The organism is Streptomyces sp. PL-29 (assembly GCF_058344425.1).
This window is the reverse complement of sequence record NZ_CP136996.1, coordinates 274,425-292,738: the sequence shown is the minus strand read 5'-3', so window position 1 is coordinate 292,738 and position 18,314 is coordinate 274,425. Positions and strand designations below refer to the sequence as shown.

Annotated in this window: 10 protein-coding genes; all 10 read left to right on the top strand. The window is 74.6% G+C overall.

Annotated features, from left to right (window positions below; translation table 11 throughout):
* Positions 1-2: 2 nt before the first annotated feature.
* Entirely contained in the window at positions 3-2,123 is a 2,121-nt protein-coding gene (locus R4Z63_RS01360; protein WP_491522508.1) for an MMPL family transporter, read from the top strand.
* A gap of 201 nt (positions 2,124-2,324) precedes the next feature.
* A complete protein-coding gene (locus R4Z63_RS01355) occupies positions 2,325-3,200 on the top strand; it encodes a heavy metal-binding domain-containing protein (RefSeq protein ID WP_384448834.1) in 876 nt (291 codons plus the stop codon).
* 1 nt (position 3,201) lies between these two features.
* Entirely contained in the window at positions 3,202-4,065 is an 864-nt protein-coding gene (locus R4Z63_RS01350) for a heavy metal-binding domain-containing protein (protein ID WP_037922302.1), read from the top strand.
* Entirely contained in the window at positions 4,058-4,450 is a 393-nt protein-coding gene (locus tag R4Z63_RS01345) for a hypothetical protein (protein WP_037922304.1), read from the top strand. Before R4Z63_RS01350 ends, R4Z63_RS01345 begins: the two co-directional genes overlap by 8 nt.
* 658 nt (positions 4,451-5,108) lie before the next feature.
* The gene (locus R4Z63_RS01340) at positions 5,109-6,455 is read left to right on the top strand and encodes an MFS transporter (protein WP_384448838.1); all 1,347 of its coding nucleotides are present in this window, start codon (positions 5,109-5,111) and stop codon (positions 6,453-6,455) included.
* Positions 6,456-6,536: 81 nt separating this feature from the next.
* Positions 6,537-7,850 carry a condensation domain-containing protein gene (locus tag R4Z63_RS01335; RefSeq protein WP_384448841.1) on the top strand — a complete coding sequence of 438 codons (1,314 nt, stop codon included), beginning with the start codon at positions 6,537-6,539 and terminating at the stop codon, positions 7,848-7,850.
* A gap of 333 nt (positions 7,851-8,183) precedes the next feature.
* Positions 8,184-11,399, top strand: coding sequence for a non-ribosomal peptide synthetase (locus R4Z63_RS01330; protein WP_384448844.1), 3,216 nt, complete (start codon positions 8,184-8,186; stop codon positions 11,397-11,399).
* A complete protein-coding gene (locus R4Z63_RS01325) occupies positions 11,399-13,345 on the top strand; it encodes a non-ribosomal peptide synthetase (protein ID WP_384448847.1) in 1,947 nt (648 codons plus the stop codon). The genes R4Z63_RS01330 and R4Z63_RS01325 overlap by 1 nt, the downstream gene beginning before the upstream one ends.
* Before the next feature lies 1 nt (position 13,346).
* Positions 13,347-15,176: an amino acid adenylation domain-containing protein gene (locus R4Z63_RS01320; RefSeq protein ID WP_384448850.1), complete on the top strand. Its 1,830-nt coding sequence runs from the start codon at positions 13,347-13,349 to the stop codon at positions 15,174-15,176.
* Positions 15,166-18,276 (top strand): condensation domain-containing protein, encoded by a 3,111-nt coding sequence (locus R4Z63_RS01315; RefSeq protein WP_384448853.1) that lies wholly within the window; start codon positions 15,166-15,168, stop codon positions 18,274-18,276. The genes R4Z63_RS01320 and R4Z63_RS01315 overlap by 11 nt, the downstream gene beginning before the upstream one ends.
* Positions 18,277-18,314: the final 38 nt, after the last annotated feature.

Sequence of the window (18,314 nt, the reverse complement as noted above, 5' to 3'; positions counted from 1 at the left end):
CCATGAGGAACCCGTCGTGGTGGTTGCGCCGGCTGGTGCCGGCGGTCCTGCTGGTGGCCTGGCTGGCGATCGGCGGCACCCTGGGCCCCTACGCCGGAAGGCTCGGCGAGGTCGCCACCAACGACCAGGCGGCCTTCCTGCCCCGGAGCGCGGAATCCACCAGGGTGCTGGAGGAGCGCCGGGCCTTCGAACGGTCCGAGTCGGTGCCCGCGATCATCGTCTGGCAGGAGTCGGACCGCGGCTCCGTCACCGACGCCCAGCAGGAGGGGGCCACCCGCGCCCTGGCCTCGCTGGCCGGCAAGGCGGGCGTCGTAGCGCCTCCCACCCCCGCCCTGCGCTCACAGGACGGCCAGGCCCTCCAGGCGGTCGTGCCGCTCTCCCCGGACCTCGGTGACGAGCTGCCCACCGTCCTGGACGAGGTGCGCGCGGCGGCGGCCTCCGTACCAGGTCTGAGCGCGCGGATCGCCGGCCCGGCGGCCACGCAGGCCGACCTCGCGGACGCCTTCTCCGGCATCGACGGCCTGCTGCTCGGCGTGGCGCTCGGCGCCGTGCTCCTGATCCTGCTGCTCGTCTACCGCAGCCTGCTGCTCCCGCTGGTGATCATCATCAGCGCGGTGTTCGCCCTCGGCCTGGCCTGCGCCGTCGTCTACGCCCTGGCCGACCGCGGCATCGTGCGGGTAGACGGCCAGGTGCAGGGGATCCTGTCCATCCTGGTCATCGGGGCGGCGACCGACTACGCGCTGCTGCTCGCCGCACGGTTCCGGGAGGAACTCGCCGCCCGGGGCGACCGTACGGCCGCGGCGCTGGCCGCAGTCCGTCGCTCGGCAGGTGCGATCACCGCCAGCGCCGCCACCGTGGCCCTGGGCCTGCTCGCCCTGCTGGCCAGCGACCTGACCAACAATCAGGCCCTGGGTCCGGTCGGCGCCATCGGTATCGTCTGCTCGGTCCTGGCCACCCTCACGTTCCTGCCCGCCGTACTGGTCCTGCTCGGCCGGGCCGCGTTCTGGCCCGCCACGCCCGAGGCCGGCGGAGCTCCGGCCGAGGGACACGGCGTGTGGCGCCGCATCGCGGCCGTCATCGACCGCGCGCCCCGCCGGGTCTGGGCATCGACGACCCTGCTCCTGCTCGTCCTGGCGGCCTTCGCTCCGGCCCTGTCCTCGGGCGGTGTCCCGCTGGACGAGATCTTCGTCAAGGACGCCCCTTCCGTCGCCGCCCAGAAGGCGCTCGGCCGACATTTCCCCGGCGGATCGGGCCAGCCGGCCGTGATCATCGCCGACGCCACCCATGCCGCCGATGTGCAGGCTGCCGTACGCGCGACCCCCGGCGTCGCCTCGGCGGCGGCCGTGACGGCCTCCGGACTGCCGGGCGAAGGCGAGCCCCTCGCCGTCGGCGGCCGGGTCCGCGTCGACGCCACCCTCGAGGCGGCCGCCGACAGCGACTCCGCGCAGCAGACGATCGCCGAACTGCGCACCCGGCTGGCCGCGTTGCCGGAGGCGGACGCCATCGTCGGGGGCTACACGGCCCAGCAGTACGACACCGGACAGACCGCGGCCCGCGACCGAACCGTCATCGTCCCGGTCGTCCTCGGCATCATCCTCCTCGTGCTCGTCCTGCTCCTGCGCTCCCTGCTGGTCCCGGTCCTGCTCGTCGCGACCGTGGCCCTGAACTTCCTGGCCACCCTGGGTGTGTCCGCACTCGTCTTCGAGCACCTGCTCGGGTTCAGCGGCACGGACGCCTCGGTACCCCTGTACGGCTTCGTCTTCCTCGTGGCACTCGGAGTCGACTACAACATCTTCCTGATGTCCCGTGTTCGGGAGGAGTCCCTCGTCCACGGCGTACGCCAAGGGGTGTTGCGCGGCCTGACGACGACGGGCGGCGTCATCACCTCGGCCGGCGTGGTGCTCGCCGCGACGTTCGCGGCGCTGATGGTGATTCCGCTGGCCTTCCTCGTCCAGATCGCCTTCATCGTCGCCTTCGGCGTCCTCCTGGACACCCTCGTCGTGCGGTCCCTGCTGGTGCCGGCCCTCGTGATCGACATCGGCCCGCGTAGCTGGTGGCCCGGCGTCCTGGCCCGCGAACCGCGCTCCGCGCCGCCCGGCACCGGGCAGCCGGGCGCCTCGTAGGGCGTCGCGCGGGACTGCCGGTCCGGTCTCGGCCGAGGTACCGCCGTCACCCTCGTGCCCCACCGCTCCGGCGGCTCAGCCGCGCCCCACCGTTCCGCCGATGCCGCCGATGCCGCCGATCCCGCCGATCCCGTCGATGACGTAACCTGCCGAACGGGCGCGCGATGTGCGCGGTGAGACGGCAGGCTGATGGCGGGGGCGATGGTACGTCGGGAGAACGTCGGTCTGCCGGGCGCCGCCGGACCGGCGGCGCGGGTACGGCCGGCCACCACCTGGGATTCCGCCCTGTCGGCCCGGGAGTTCGCGGCCATCGGCGACGTCGGGTTCGAGCCGGTCGGGCAGGTGCTCGGCACCGCCGTCTTCAACATCGGGTACACCGGTGTCTGGGGCTGCCCCGGTAGTTGGCCCGCGACCGACGACACCAACCGGGTGCCGTCGTCGAGATGGACCTCCTCCTTGTCGCAGCTGGCGCGGACGATGTACGCGGCACGCAGATCGGCCCTGGCCCGGGCGGTGGGTGAATGCGGCGCGCTCGGCGGCGACGGGATCGTCGGCGTGGAACTGCGGGTCGGTGAATTCCCTGCTGGCGGAACGGAGTTCACGGTGCGCGGCACGGCGGTCCGGGCCCGCTCGCGCATTCGGCCCCGTACCCCCTTCACGTCGCACCTGAACGGCCTGGACTTCGCCAGGCTCCTGCACGCCGGGTGGGTCCCGGTCGGACTCGCCTTCGGCCTGGCCCTCGCGACCCGGCACGACGACTGGCGCACCTCCTTCCGCATCCCCCTCACCGCCCGCAACCAAGAGGTCGGCGGCTACACCGCTCTGATCGGCCACGTCCGCCGGGAGGCACGCGAACAGCTGGTCGCGGACGCGCGGAAGTGCGGCGGCGACGGAGTGGTGGTCGACGACCTGGAGCTGCGGGTGGGGGAGAACGAGTGCCCCGGCTACGGATCGACGCGCGACCTCACCGCGCAGGCGCTCTTCGTCGGCACCTCCATCGCCCGGTTCGGCCGCTCCGAACGGCCCGCCGGCACCAGACCGCCACTGACCATCATGAGACTGGAGCGCGAGGGCTGACATGACCGAACGAACGGGGCCGGACGTACGCGGGGAGTCTGCGCCGGCGGTGGCGCAGGACGTGGCCGAGGACGCCATGCGCAGGCTCTCCGGGCCGGAGTCGGGGGAGAAGGGCTCGCTCTTCACCTCGGACCTGACGGTGAACGAGTTCCTGCTGGTGCGCGAGGCCGGCTTCCGCCCGCTCGGCCTGGTCCTCGGGACGTCCGTCCACCATGTAGGCCTCCAGCTCGGCCGGTGGTCGAAGAACCAGGAACTGACCAAGCTGTCACAGGCCATGTACCAGGCCCGCGAGCTGGCGATGAGTCGGATGGAGGCCGAGGCGAGTGCCGTGGGGGCGGACGGGATCGTCGGCGTGCGGCTGGACATCGAGTTCAAGGAGTTCGGCTCGGACATCGCCGAGTTCATCGCGGTCGGCACGGCCGTCAAGGCGGACGGAGCGGACCCGGGGCCGGGCGGGACGTGGCTCAACAACAAGGGCAGGCCCTTCACCTCGGATCTGTCAGGCCAGGAGTTCTGGACGCTGATCCGGGCCGGCTACGCGCCGCTGGACCTCGTGATGGGGTCGTGCGTCTACCACGTGGCACACCAGCGCTTCACCCAGGTGCTGGGCAACGCGGGCCGCAACGTCGAGATCGAACCCTTCACCCAGGCGCTCTACGACGCGCGCGAACTGGCCATGAGCCGCATGCGGGCGGAAGGCGAGGCCCTGGAGGCCGAAGGCATCGTGGCCGTGCAGCTGAAGCAGCACACCCACGGCTGGGGAGGCCACACCACCGAGTTCTTCGCCATCGGGACGGCCGTGCGCCCGCTGCGCGACGCGCACGTCATCGACCGTCCCACCGTGGTGGTGAGCCTCGATGCCTGAGGCGGACGTGGAACTGCTGGCTGCGGCGTTGCGACGGGACAGCGCCGACCTGGAGCTGTACGCGCGGGTACTGTCGGCCAACCTGTCGGACTCACTGCCGGCCGGCGCCGTGCGGGTCCGGCGCAGGCGTTCCCTGGCGGAGCGGGTGGCCGGGCGGGAGGGTTCCGTCGTGGAACTGGACGTCGTGCTCGGAGAACAGAGGCTCGGACTGCGGACGGACCACGGGCGCGTGACCGGGGAGGTCCTGCATGAGGTACGCGGCATCGTGCTCTCCCGGCGCCGGGTCGAACTGGACGAGTGGGTCGACCGTCTGGCCCGAGCCCTGACCGAGGCCGCGGTCTCGAACGCGCGCGCCCGCGAGGCCCTGGAGCGCTTCCTGGCCTGAGAGTTCCCGGTACCGCGATCCGCCCGGGCAGCCGGTTCCGGGCGCTCCCGTGGCCGGGGCGCCCCGCTTCCCGGGCGTGCGCATGCCCGGGCCGAGACCGCCGAAGGGCTCCGGCAGGGTCTGCTGCAGCCCGGTCGGCCTGCCACGGGCTCCCTCGTGGCGCTCCTCCCGGCCCGCGAGCCCACCGGGGACCGGCTCGGCTGCTGCGAGCCGCGGGAGGGCGATGCCGGCGCAGCCCCCCGGTGCCCGCTCCGGCACAGGACCGCCCGCTGGTGCGGGTTCGATCGGCCCCACCTCCTCCGGCGCGGCGTCCCGTGTGCGGCGAGACGGCCCGTGGTGACAACTGCCGCTGTCCCCAACGGTGTTCATAACGGACGGAATGATCTCCTCCGCGGTGGTGCAGCTGCGGAGGAGGGTTTTCGGTCAGGGTGTGGGGTGTTACTCAGGGTAGGGGTGGCCGCCTGTCGCCTCACCAGGCCCCCTTGCCCCCCTTGCCCCACCCGCCCCAGGCCATGTGCGCAAGCGACAGGAATTCACGTCGTCTTACCCCGGGTTGTGCGAAAAATTTCCAGATGCACGCCCGGGAGGCCGCAAAACAAGTCCGAAAGTGACAGGTTTGCTTTGACTCTTGACCGATGGATCCGTGAATGTCGTTCACATGTCCGACACATCCGGAGCCGCCACCGGTGGCCCCATGCGCCAGCGCGACTTCCGCCTGCTGCTCGCGGGAGCCGCCACGGGGCAGTTCGGCGCCCAGGTGACGCTGGTGGCGCTGCCCCTCGTGGCCGTCCTCGTACTCGATGCCCCCGCCTTCCAGGTCGGCCTCCTGACCGCCGCCGAGACCGCCGCCTTCCTACTCGTCGGGCTCCCCGCCGGTGCACTCACCGACCGCATGCGCAAACGCCCCCTGATGATCCGCGCGGACCTGGTGCGCGCGGTGGCCATGGCGAGCATCCCCGCCGCCGCGTTCGGCGGCGTCCTGACCATGGCCCAGCTGTACGCGGTCGCGCTCGTGACCGGAGTGGCGACCGTGTTCTTCGACGTCGCCCATCAGAGCTACCTGCCGCAGATCCTGCCCCGTGACCAACTCGTGGCCGGCAACGGCGCACTGGAGACGGTCCGTTCCACCGCCCACGTCACCGGACCCGGCATCGGTGGCGGACTCGTCCAGCTCGTCGGCGCGCAGTTCGCCGTCATCGTCGACGCCGTCGGCTACCTGCTCTCCGCACTGTTCCTCGCCCGTGTCCACACGACCGAAGAGGCGCCCCGACGCACCGCCGGGGGCTCCCTGCGCAAGGAGATCGGCGAGGGCGTCCGCTTCATATTCGGCCACCCACTGCTCCGGGTCATCGCCTTCACCACCGGCCTCGCCAACTTCTGCACGGCCGTCCTCATGGCGACGCAGACCGTGCACCTGGTCCGCGTCGTCGGCCTGGAGGCCGGCGGACTCGGCCTGGTGCTGTCCGCGTCGGCCGTGGGCGGCCTCCTGGGCGCCCTGTGCGCCGGACGCATCGCCGACCGGCTGGGGCAGGCCCGCGTCATCCTGCTGTCCCTCCTCGCGACCGGCCCGTTCGCACTGCTGTGGCCCCTGTCCGGGCACGGCACGGCCGGGGCGGCCCTGTTCGCCGCCGGATCGGCGGTCGTCTCCTTCGGCGCCGTCGTCTACAACGTCGCCCAGGTCAGCTTCCGCCAGGGCATGTGCCCGCCCCGCCTGCTCGGCCGGATGAACGCCACCCTGCGCTTCCTCATGTGGGGCACCCTCCCGCTCGGTGCGCTCCTCGGCGGAGCCCTCGCCCAGTCCTACGGCTCGCGCACCGCGCTCGCCTGCTGCGCCGTCGGCATCCTCGCCGTACCCGTGCCGCTGCTCCTCTCCCCGCTGCGACGGATGCGGGACCTGCCCGCCCCGCCGGACGCCGACGCCGCCGACGGCACCGCCCACGGGGCACCTTGCGGCACCGTCTCCGCCGGAGACGACGAACGCCCGGCCGTGACACCCGCCGGCTGACCACCGATCCACGGCGCAGGGGGAGCGCCGCCCAGCCGCCGCACCGTGCCACGCGAGCGCGGCCACGACGAAGAGGACCACGTGCCCAGCATCACCAGCCAGTACCTGGCCCGTTACCGGCGTCTCGCCGGCGACCGGTCCGACACCTTGCTCCCGGTCACCGGGGCACAGCGCCGCTTCGTGCTGGTGCGTTCGCTGGACCCGGCGGGACGACCCGACCTGGTACCGATGTTCTTCGCCTTCCCGTCGGGCATCGTCGATCCCGAACGCCTGAGGGCCGCCGCGCGCAGGCTCGCCGCCCGGCACACCGCCCTGCGCTCCCGGCCCTCCGTGGTCCGCGGCACCCCCGTCCTGAGCGTCGCCGCCGACCCGGACATCCGTCTGACCCGGCCGGGGCGTCTCGTAGCGGGGGAGTCGCCCGCCGCCGTGCTCCGCCGCGCGCTCGGCTCCTGGGACGTCCGAGGGCCCTCCCTGCGCCTCTTCCTCGTACCTGACGAGGAGCGCGAGGAGGACATCGTCGCCGTCGTCCTGGACCACGCCGTCTGCGACGGACGCTCGCTGGCGCGCATCGTCGGCGAACTCGGCGCCGCCTACACCGAGGAGGCCACCGGGCACCGCACCGCACCGCGGGAGACGGAAGCCGAACTCACCGCCTACCGCGACGCGGTCCTCGGCCAACTCGCGGCCGAGGAGAAGGCGGAGACGCCCCAAGCGGCCGCCTACTGGGCCGACCGGCTCCGCGCGCTGCGCACCCACGCCCCGGCACCCCGGCCGGACCGGGTCGCCGAGGGCGCGAAGCCCAGCGGCGCCGCGCAGGCCCGGCTGCCCGCGCACGACGGCGGGGTGTCCTTCCCCGGGCTGCTCGACGCCTGCCGCGCGGCCGCCCGCGAGCTGTACGGCACCGGCCGCATCGTCCCGCTGGGCTACCCGTGGGGCGGCCGCCCCACGGGAGCGGAGCCCGTCGTCGGCTGCTTCCTCAACACCCTCGCCTTCCCGGTCGACACCGGCACCGACACGGCTACCGGTCCCGGCCCCGGTCCGGAGGCGACCGCCGATGCCTGGTGGGACGACCTCGACCGGGCCGACGTCCCGTTCGACGCGGTCGTGACTGCCGTCCGGGCCGCCGGTTCGGCCTGGACCGGAAGCCTCGACGGCCTGCTCACGGTGGACGACGACACACGCCGCCCGCCGCTCGTGCTCGACGGCGTCGAGGGGCGGGAAGTCCACGTCGACGGCAGGCCGGTCCGCGGGCCCTTCGCCGTCTCGGTCACCCAGGGAGAGGAGATCCGCCTGCGGATGGTGTGGGACCGGGCGGTGATCGACGACGAGGGCGCGCACCGGGCGTTCGACGCGCTGACGCACGCGCTGCGCCCCTCGGACCACACCGTGCAGTGATCCTGCTGCCCGGGCGCCCCCGCCGCCGCCCGGACGTTCGGCCGCCCCGCCATCCGGGCCGACCGCCGCCCCGCTGGCGCCCCGCGCGCCCCCGGTACCCGACCGCCCCGCGCCCGCCCCCACTCCACCCCACCGCGCCCAGCCGCGCCGTACCGGCGCGGCCCCCCGGACCGCGGCCCCCGATACGCCCGCCGCCGCCCGCACCCCGAGCCCCCACGGCAATCCCCCCCCCACGCAGACAACGGCATCGTGCGACCCGCGATGCCGCCCGCACGACCACCGGACACGACCGTGACCGGCGCGAAGACCGACCCACAACCTCAGGGATCGCCCATGCTTCCCCTCTCCTCCTCGCAGGAGATCGTCTGGCTGCACGAGCAGATGCAGCCCGGCAGTCGCGCCTACAACTTCACCGCCTCACTCGACCTGTGGGGCACGCTCGACCCCGCGGCGCTGCACAAGGGGCTCGCCGCCACGTTGGCGCGCCACCCCGGCCTGCGCCTGGAACTCGTCGCCTCCGCAGGCTCCGTACCGGCACAGCGCGTCGCGCCGCAGTGTGCGCCGAGGCTGCGCACCAGCGACCTCAGCACGGAGGAGGACCCCGAGGCGGCCTTCGCCCGCCTCCTGCGCGCCGAGGCCGAGACCCCGCTGGACACCTTCGAGGCACCGCTGATCCGCTGGACCCTCGTACGGCTGTCCGAGCACCACCACCGGCTGGTCCACGTCGAGCACCACCTGATCCACGACGGGCACTCCTTCGCGATCCTGCTCGACGACGTCTTCCGGGTCTACCGCGCCCATGTGCTCGGCGAGCCCCTGGAGCTTCCGCCCGCCTCGTCGTACGAGGACCACGTCCGGGAGCGTGCCGAAGCCGGGTACGCCGGCGCATCGCTGGACTTCTGGCGGACCGAACTGCTCGACCAGCAGCACGACATGCCGCTGCCGGGCCTGACCCGCCCCGGCGCCCGCCGGCGGCACCACGGCGGACAGCTGCGCCAGACGATCGGTGCCGATCTCGCCGAACGCCTGCGCGAGCACGCCCGTTCCCGGGGACTGACCCCCTTCGCCACGCTCCTCGGACTGTTCGCCGAGCTCCTGCGGCGGCACAGCGGTCGCTCCCGGATGGTCATCGGCACCGCCGTCGGCAACCGTCCCCTCGGATACGAGGACGCCGTGGGCATGTTCGTCAACACCATCCCGCTGGCGATCGTCCTGGACGGCACCGCCCCCGCCCAGGACGTCATGGACGAGGTCACCGACACGCTCATCCGGGCCCTGCCGCACCAGGACGTTCCCGTCCAGGAACTGACCCGGGCCCTCGGCATGCACACCTCCGGCGCCGACAACCCGCTCTTCTCCGTCATGTTCAGCGCCCACGACGCACCCCTTCCCGAGATCGACGTACCCGGCCTCGACATCACCCTCTTCGAGGGCTTCAACACCGGCACCACCCGCTTCGACCTCGACGTGGTCCTGCTCCCGGACGACCGGCGCGGTGTCACCACCCGCCACGGCGCGCCCGGCATGACGCTGGTGTGGGACTACGACGCGGACCTGTTCGGCGAGGACGTCGCCCGTCTGGTCTCCGGCCGCTTCCTCGACCTGCTGCGCGCCTATCTCGACCGTCCCACGACGCCCCTGGCCGACCTGGCCCCGACCGTTGCCGAGCCGGCCGCCGAGGCCCCGACCGTCCCGGCCGACCGCGATCCGCTGGACCCCGCGGCCGCACACCACCCGTCCCTGCCCGCCCTGCTGTGCGGTGCCCGCCGCATCACCTACGGCGAACTCGACGCACGTGTCGGCTCGCTCGCCGAGCGGCTGAAGGACGCCGGTGTGACCCCCGGCCGGCCGGTGGCCGCCGTCCTGCCCAGGGGGACCGACGCGGTCGTCGCCCTGCTCGCCTGCCTGCGGACCGGCGCCGTCTACTGCCCGCTGTCCCCGTCCGACCCGTCGGCCCGGCTCGGCCTGCTGCTGGAGCGGCTCGACCCCGCGATCGTCCTCACCGGTGACGACGCCCCGGACCTGCCGGAAGGACTGCCGACCGCCCGGATCGACGCCCCCGTACTGCCACCCGCACACGGGACCGCCGAACTGCCCGGCACCGCATACGTCATCCACACCTCCGGCTCCACCGGGACGCCCAAGCCCGTCGCCGTCGGCCACGCGGCGCTGGTCCACCATCTGACCGCCACCGCCGACCGGTTCGGCCTCACCACTTCGGACCGGGTCCTGATGTTCGCCCAGCCGTCCTTCGACGTGTCCTTGGAGGAGGTCCTGCCCACCCTGTACGCCGGGGCGTGCCTGGTGCTGCCCGAGCAGGAGGTGCCCACCGGTACGGAACTCGCCGGACTCCTCGCGTCGGCCCGGGTGACCGTCGCGAACCTGCCCACCAGCTACTTCCTCGCCACCCGGGAGGACCTGCGCCCGGTCCTGCGCGACGGGAGCTGGACCCCCGGGCTCCTGGTCCTCGGTGGCGAACGCCTCCCGGCGCAGGCGCTGCGCGGGATCCTCGCCGACACCGACGCCACCGTGCTCAACGTGTACGGCGTCACGGAGGCGGCCATCAGCTCGACCGTCCACGAGATCTCCCGCGACGCCCTCGCCGAGGGGGTCGAGATCCCCCTGGGCACCGAGCTCCCGGGCGAGCGGATCCACGTCCTCGACGCCCACCACCGCCCTCTGCCGTCCGGCGCGGTCGGCGAACTCGCCGTCGCCGGGCCGGGCCTCGCCGAGGGCTACGCGGGCAACGCGGAGGCCACCGCCGCCCGGTTCGTCACCGTCGACGCACTCGACGGGCAGCGCGTCTACCTCACCGGTGACCTGGGCTACCGCGGTCTGGACGGTCTGCTGTACTTCCTCGGGCGGCGCGACAACCAGATCAAGCTGCGCGGTCACCGGATCGAACTGGAGGAGATCGAGGCGGCGGCCTCCGCGGTGCTCGGCGGCCGCTCCTGCGCCGTCGTGCTGGACCGGGAGACCCCCGGCGGCCCCCGGCTGGTCGGCTTCCTCGCCGACGGAGCCGGGGCCGGTGGGGCTGGCGGAGCCGACGGTGCCGCCTTCGACGAGAAGGCCCTGCACACCGAGCTGAGCCGCCGCCTTCCCGGCCCGCTGGTCCCGGCCCGCTGGGCGCGGCTGGAGAGCATGCCCACCCTCGCCGGAGGCAAGCCCGACCGTGCGGCCCTGTCCCGCCGCGCCGCCGCGCTCGAACCCGGCGGGACCGTGGCACCCGATTCCGACACCGGTAGCGGGTCCGGCAGCGAGTCCGACGCCCCGGCCGGCACCGGGCCCGAGCCGACGCCCGCCGCCTCGGGGGATCCGATGACGGCCCTGCTCATCGAAGGCTGGCGCAAGGTGCTCGGCCACAGCCGGTTCGACACCGGCTCCCACTTCTTCCACAGCGGGGGCCACTCCCTGCTGGCCGCCGAGCTGGCCGCCTGGTTGGAGCCCAGGCTGGGCACCCGCCCGCCGCTGAAGGTGCTCTTCCGTAATCCCGTGCTCGCCGACCAGGCCGCCGCCCTCGCCACCACCGCACTTTCCACGGAGTCGTGATGATCCAGTCCCCGACCGCAACAGCCCTTCCCACCACCCCCCACGACACCGGCCTCGACGCCTTCCCGGGCACCGGGCCGAGCATCGCCCAGGGGCCCGCCGCCGCACCGAGCAGCGTCCTCGCCCGCTTCGAGGAGTGGGCCCGGCGCGCCCCGCAGGCCCCGGCAGTGATCGACTCCACCCGGACCTGGACGTATCAGGACCTCGACGTCGCTGCCACGCGGGTCGCGGCAGCCCTGGGCGACCGCGTCCGGCCCGGCGACCTCGTCGGCGTCTGCCTCGACCGCTCCGCCGCCCTGGTGGTGACCGCCGTGGCCCTGGCCCGGATCGGTGCGGTCTACCTGCCGCTCGGTCCCCGCCCCGGCGAACGCCGTATCCGGGCCGTCACCGAGGACCTCGACGTCGCGTGCCTCGTCGGCGACCCCGGTGCCCTGCCCCCGGAGCACCGCGGCGGGGAGCACACCCCGCTGCCGCTGCCCGTCGACGGGGTCAACGCCCCCGCCACCCCGGTGGCGGCCTTCGCCGGCCCCACGGGCGGCACCCGGCGCGCCCCCGACGGCGCCCTGTACGCCGTACTCACCTCCGGTTCCACCGGCCGCCCCAAGGCAGTGGCCGTGGCCGAGTCCTCGCTCTCCGTCGCCCTGGACTGGTACCGGGCCGAGACCGGCCTCGCACCGGGCGACCGCCAGTCCCTGCTCATCGGTGTCGCCTTCGACCCGCACCTGATGGAACTGTGGGCCGCCCTGACCGCGGGAGCCGCCCTCGTCCCCGCCCCGGACGACACCCGCTGGGACTCGAACGTCCTCACCGACTGGTGGCGCGACACCGCCCTCACCCACACCGTGGCGGCCACCCCCACCGTCGAACCGCTGCTGGACCGGCCGTGGCCGCAAGGCCTGAAGCTGCGTCACCTCGTCGTCGGCGGAGACCGCATGCGCCGCCGCCCCGGCAGCGACGTCACCGCCACCGTCCACAATGCCTACGGCCCGGCGGAGGCCACCGTCCTCACCACCGCCCACACCATGCGCGGCACCGACCCGCAGGCCGGCGACCGGACCCCGCCCCCGATCGGCACCGCACTGCCCGGCGTCACCCTCGTCGTCACGGATGCCGAAGGCCGCCCCGTCGCCCGTGGCCAGGAAGGCGAACTGCGGGTCGGCGGCCACTGCCTGGCGCTCGGCTACCTCGATCCGGAACTCACCGCGGCCCGGTTCACCGCGCCCCCGAGCGATCCGGCGCTGTCCGAGGTCGACCGCGTCTACCGCACGGGCGACCGCGTACGGATGAACGCCGACGGCAGCCTGGACTTCCTCGGCCGCCTCGACGACCAGGTGAAGATCAGCGGAGTGCGGATCGAACCGGCCGAGGTGGAAGCCGCTTTCGAGCAGGACCCCCGCGTGCGCACCGCCGTCGTCACGGTGCTGCGCGACAGCTCCGGCCACGGCCGTCTCGTCGCCCATGTACGGCCCGCCGACGGCACCGGCCCGGCGCCCGGCGAGCTCCTCGACGCGGTCCGTTCCTGGCTCCCCGAGCAGGCCGTCCCCGCGGCCGTCCGGATCGTCGACGGCTTTCCGCTCGACGCCAACGGCAAGGTGGACCGCCCCGCCCTGGCGGCCCTGGCCGAGCTGGCCACCGGGGTCCCGGCCGACGCGGCGCCCGCTGCCGGGACCGCGCACGACCCGGCCGAGGCCACCGGCACCGCGACCGAGCTGCTCGTGCTGACCACCGCCCGTGAGCTCCTCGGCCGGCCCGGAGCCGGCCTCGGCCTCGGCGACAACTTCACCGATGCCGGCGGCACCTCCGTCATCGCCGCCCGACTGCTGGCCGCCGTCGAACGCGAGACCGGAGTGCGCCTGCGCGCCCCCGAACTGCTGCGCAGCACCGACCTGCGCGCCGTCGCCGCCCTCATCGACCGCCGCCGGACCCCGCACCCGGAAGGAAACTGACATGACGAAGCCCGCCATGACCCCGACCGCCGCGCAGTCCGCGACCACGCTGCCGGCCCTGGTCGCGCGGCACGCCGAGCTCACCCCCGACGCACTCGCCGTCGTGGACGGCGACACCACCCTCACCTACGGCCGCCTCCTCCAGGCCGGGCACGCCCTGGCCGCACGCCTGCGCGGACACGGAGTGACCCGCGGCGACCGAGTGGCTCTGCTGACGACGCGTTCGTACCGCACGGTCGTCGCCCAGCTCGGCCTCTGGCTCGCCGGAGCCGCGTGCGTACCCCTCGACCCGGCGCAGCCCCGGCCGCGCACGGAGGCGGTGATCGCCGACGCGGAGGTGACGCTCACCGTCGGCGACGCGAAGCTGCTGGACGCGGCCCCCTTCCCCGGCCCTGTCCTCGCCCTGCCCGAGGAGCCGCTGACGGGCAGCCGGGCGGCCGACGGCTGCGACCCGGACGGCGCGGCGTTCATCATGTTCACCTCCGGCTCGACCGGCCGCCCCAAGGGCGTCCTCGTGCCCCACCGGGCCATCGCCGAGCTGGTCACCGAGCCCGACTACGTCACCCTCACCGGCCGCGACCGCGTCCTGTTCCACTCGCCCATGACCTTCGACGCCTCGACGTTCGAAGTCTGGGTCGCGCTCGCCAACGGCGCCGCGGTCGTCGTCTGCACCGAGCAGAGGCCCTCCCTGGAGGACCTCGCCCGGCAGGTCGAACGCCACGGCGTGACGGTGGCCTTCTTCACCACGGCCCTCTTCCACCAACTCGCCGCGCGCCGCTCCCGCGTCTTCACCCAGCTCCGGTCGGTCGTCGTGGGCGGCGAGGCAATGGCCGCCGCACAGGCCCGCGACGTGCTCACCGCCTTCCCCTGGCTGGAGCTCGTCAACGGCTACGGGCCGACCGAGACGACCACCTTCGCGACCGCCCACCGGGTCACCGCGCAGGACTGCGACGCGCAGATACCGATCGGCAGGCCCGTCCACGGGGCCACGGCCCACGTCCTGGACCCCGCCGGACACCCGGTGGCCGACGGGGAGCGGGGCGAACTGTGGATCGGCGGGAGCAGGCTCGCGCACGGCTACACCGGCCTGCCCGAACTCACCGCCGAACGCTTCGTCGAGCACCCCGACGGCGGCGGCCGGCTCTACCGCACGGGAGACATCGCCTCCCGACGCCCCGACGGTGTCCTGCAGTTCCACGGCCGCAACGACGACCAGGTGAAGGTCCGCGGCTTCCGCATCGAACCCGCCGAGATCGAACACGCCCTGCGCGAGCAGCCGGACGTCGACGACGCCGCCGTCACCGTCGACGGCGGCGGCACCCCCGAGGCGCGCCTCGTCGCCTTCGTCGTCGCCGCGCCCGGCCCGGTGCCCGCCGGAGCCGCCCTGCGGGAGCGCCTCACCACCGTCCTGCCGGCCCACCTGGTGCCCGACGCCGTCGCCGTGCTGGAGCGGCTTCCCCTCACCCCAGCGGGCAAGATCGACCGGCGCGCCCTCATCGGGCGCGCCCCCTGCACCGCCGACAGCGCTGCCGGCGGAGAGCCGGCGGCCCGGATGACACCGCTGGAACAGGCCGTCGCCGAGGTGTGGGGGCAGGCACTGGGGATCGAGGTCACCCGCGCCGAGGACGAGTTCCTCCTGCTCGGCGGACACTCCCTGCTCGCCCTCGCCGTCACCGAGGACCTGCGCGAGGAACTCGGCGTGGAGATCCCCCTCGCCGACTTCTTCGCCGCACCGACCGTCGCCGCACAGGCCGCGCTGGTCGAACGCGCCCTCCTGGCCACCCACCGCGACCTCCACCCCGACACCCCGGAGCACAGCGATGCCCACTGACGCCGACCCCGCGGCCCGCGACCGGCAGCAACTCCAGCGGGAACTGCTGCGCCGGGCCCGCGCCGGAACGGCCCGGCGCACGACGGCCGACGCCGGAACCGTCGGGGGCACCGCCCCCGACAGGGTTGCCGGCGCCCCGGCCGCGGGCCGGCCCGGCCGGGCCCCGCAGGCCGAGGGCGCACCCCTGTCCCGTGCCCAGCGCCGCATGTGGCTGATGGAGCGGCTGGGCGGCGCGGGCGACTCCTACCACGTACCGTTCGCCACCCGCGTGCGCGGCCCGTTCGACGCCGCCGCGTTCGCGACCGCGCTCACCTCGCTGGTGGCCCGACACACCATCCTGCGCACCCGCTACACGGAGCACGGGGGCGAGCCCCGGCAGGAGGTGCTCCCGACACCGCACACGGTCCCCGTCCGCGTGGTCGACACCGACCCGGCGCAGGCTGCGGTGCTGCTGCGGCGCGAGGCGGCCCGGCCGTTCGACCTCGCGGCGGGCGACGCCGTACGGGCGCTGGTGCTGCGCCACGGCCCGCAGGACCACACCCTGCTGCTGACGTTCCACCACATCGCCATGGACGGCGCCTCGCTGGAGACCGTCGCCGCCGAACTCGCCGTCCTCTACGCGGCGGCCACCGACGGCACCGACACCCACACGCTCACGGCGGCGCCCCAGTACGCCGACCACGCGCGCCGCGAACACGACGGCCTGCCCGGCCTGGAGGCGGACCTGAGGCGCTGGGGCGACCTGTTGGCGGACGCCGCCCCACCGAGCCTTCCCGGGCCGACGCCGGACGCGGCCGGGCGCCCCGCAGCAGCGCGCAGCCTGCCCCTCGCGCCCACCGTGCCCGAGTCCCTGCGGGCGCTGGGCGCGCAGCGGCGGGCCACGCTCTTCGCGGTGTCCCTCACCGCGGCCTTCGCCGCGCTGCACCGGCTCACCGGCGACGACGACCTCGTCATCGGCGTGGCGGGCACCCACCGCAGCGGAACCGCCATGCGCGGCCTGGTCGGACTGTGCGTCAACACCCTGCCCGTGCGGGTGGAGGTCTCCGGCGACCTGTCCTTCGCCCAGCTGCTGCGACGCGTGAACCACGCGCTCCTCGAAGCCCAGCGCCACCGGCACATCCCCTTCGACCTGGTCCTGGAACGCCTCGGCGCCGGGGCGCGCGGCGCCGACGGGACCGCGCTGGTGCGCGTCACCTCCGACGTCCTCGGGGAGCCGACCGTGCTCCAGCTGCCGGGTACGTCCGCCGAGTACGTCGACATCCCCTCCGACGGCGCGAAGTTCACCCTGTCGTACGGCCTCGCCCTGGGCAGCGCCGACCGGCCCGAGGCGCTCGTCCAGTACGACGCGAACACCCTGGACGAGGGCACGGCGCAGGCGGCCGTACAGGACTACGCGGACCTGCTGCACGCGGTGGCCGCGGACCCGGAGCGGCCCCTCGGCTCGCTGCCCCCCGCCCGCCACGGCCGCGCCCCCGGAGCCGGGGTCGTGGACGCGGACGCGGACGGGCGGAACGCCGGTTCCGCCGCACCGCGGAAGCCGGCGACCGCCGGCCCGGACCACGGCACGCCACGGCCCGCCGGCGGGGAGGAAGATCCGGACCCGGGTGCCGGCGCCACTGCCCGGGACGGCTCGGCGCCGCAGGGCGACCCCCATCCGGCGGCGCAGGCCCTGCGCGCCCACCCGAAGGTCGCCGATGCCGCGGTGGTCCGGCTCCCCCACGGGCTGTCCGTGGCCTATGCCGTCCTCCACGACAGCACCGGCCCGTCCGGTCACGAACTCCTGGGTCTGCTGCGCCGGTCGCTCGCCCCCGAGACGGTACCCGCGGCGGTCACGCTGCTCGACGCGCTGCCGCGGACGGCCGGCGGCGCGCTCGATCCCGCACGGTTGCCCGGGGCGCCGGTGCCGAGCCTCCCGCCCGGCCCCCGGGCCGAAGCGGTCCTGGAGACCTTCACCGGCGTGCTCGGCGTCCGGCCGTCGCCGGACGACGACTTCTTCGGGCTCGGCGGCCACTCCCTCAAGGCGGTGCAGCTCGCCGAACGGCTGCGCACGGACCTCGGGCTGCCGCTCACGGGCCTCGACGTGCTCCAGGCCCGTACGCCCCGGGCACTGACCGCGCTCCTCGACGAACGGGCCGCGCAGCAGAATGCGGCGAAGGCTGCGAGCCGGCCGGCCCCGCGCTCCCGGGACGCCCGCCCCGGGACGGTGCTGGTCACCGGCGCGACGGGCGGGGTGGGTGCCTTCGTGGTACGTGAACTGGTGGCCCAGGGGCGTCCGGTGCTGGCATTGGCCCGGCCCGAGTCCGCCCACCTGATCGCCACCGAGGGCGTCGACGTCGTCGAGGGCGACCTCACCGACCTGGCCGGACTGCGCGACGCCGTCGCACAGGCGGACGCCGTCGTCCACGCTGCCTGCACCTTCACCCGGCACGACGTGGACCTGGCGGCGATGGAGGCGATGGTCGGCGCCTGGCGGCGCGGACCGTTCGTCTTCGTCAGCAGCGTCGACGCCTACGGGCACCCCGGCACGGACCGGGTCGCCGAGGAGGCACCGCCCCACGAGCCGGTCAGCCCGTACGGGAAGGCCAAGCTCGACTGCGAGGCCATGGTGCTGCGTGCCGCGGGCAGCGCGGGACGCGGGGGAGCGAGCGCGGTGCGGTCGCCGATCGTCTGGGGCGCGCACGACCGGCTGCGCGAGCAGCTGCGCTGGGGCGCCATCGGCTCCCTGTACCAGGCGGCCCGTCAGGGTCTGCCGATCGAACTCCCGCGTCCCGGAACCGGCGGACACGACTGGTACGGCGCCGCCTGGGTGCATGCGGCCGCCCTGGCCCGCGCGGTGGCCGAATGCCTGGACCGCCCCGTGCACGGGATCGCCAACGCGTGCAGCGGCCACGTCTCCTGGCGTGACCTCGCCCAGGATCTCGCGGAACTTTCGGGCACCCGGCCGGCCTTCGACGAGATCGGATCCGTCCCCCGCGATCTGGACCACCGCTGGCACTACGACAGCGCTCGCCTGGCCCGACCCCTGCGCCCCCGGGCCGGCGAGGACCGCCGGACGGTCCTCGCCGAGATGACCGCCCCCATGGCCGTGGGCGGCGCCTGACACACCTGCTGCCGTGCCCGGAGCCCGTACGCGGCTCC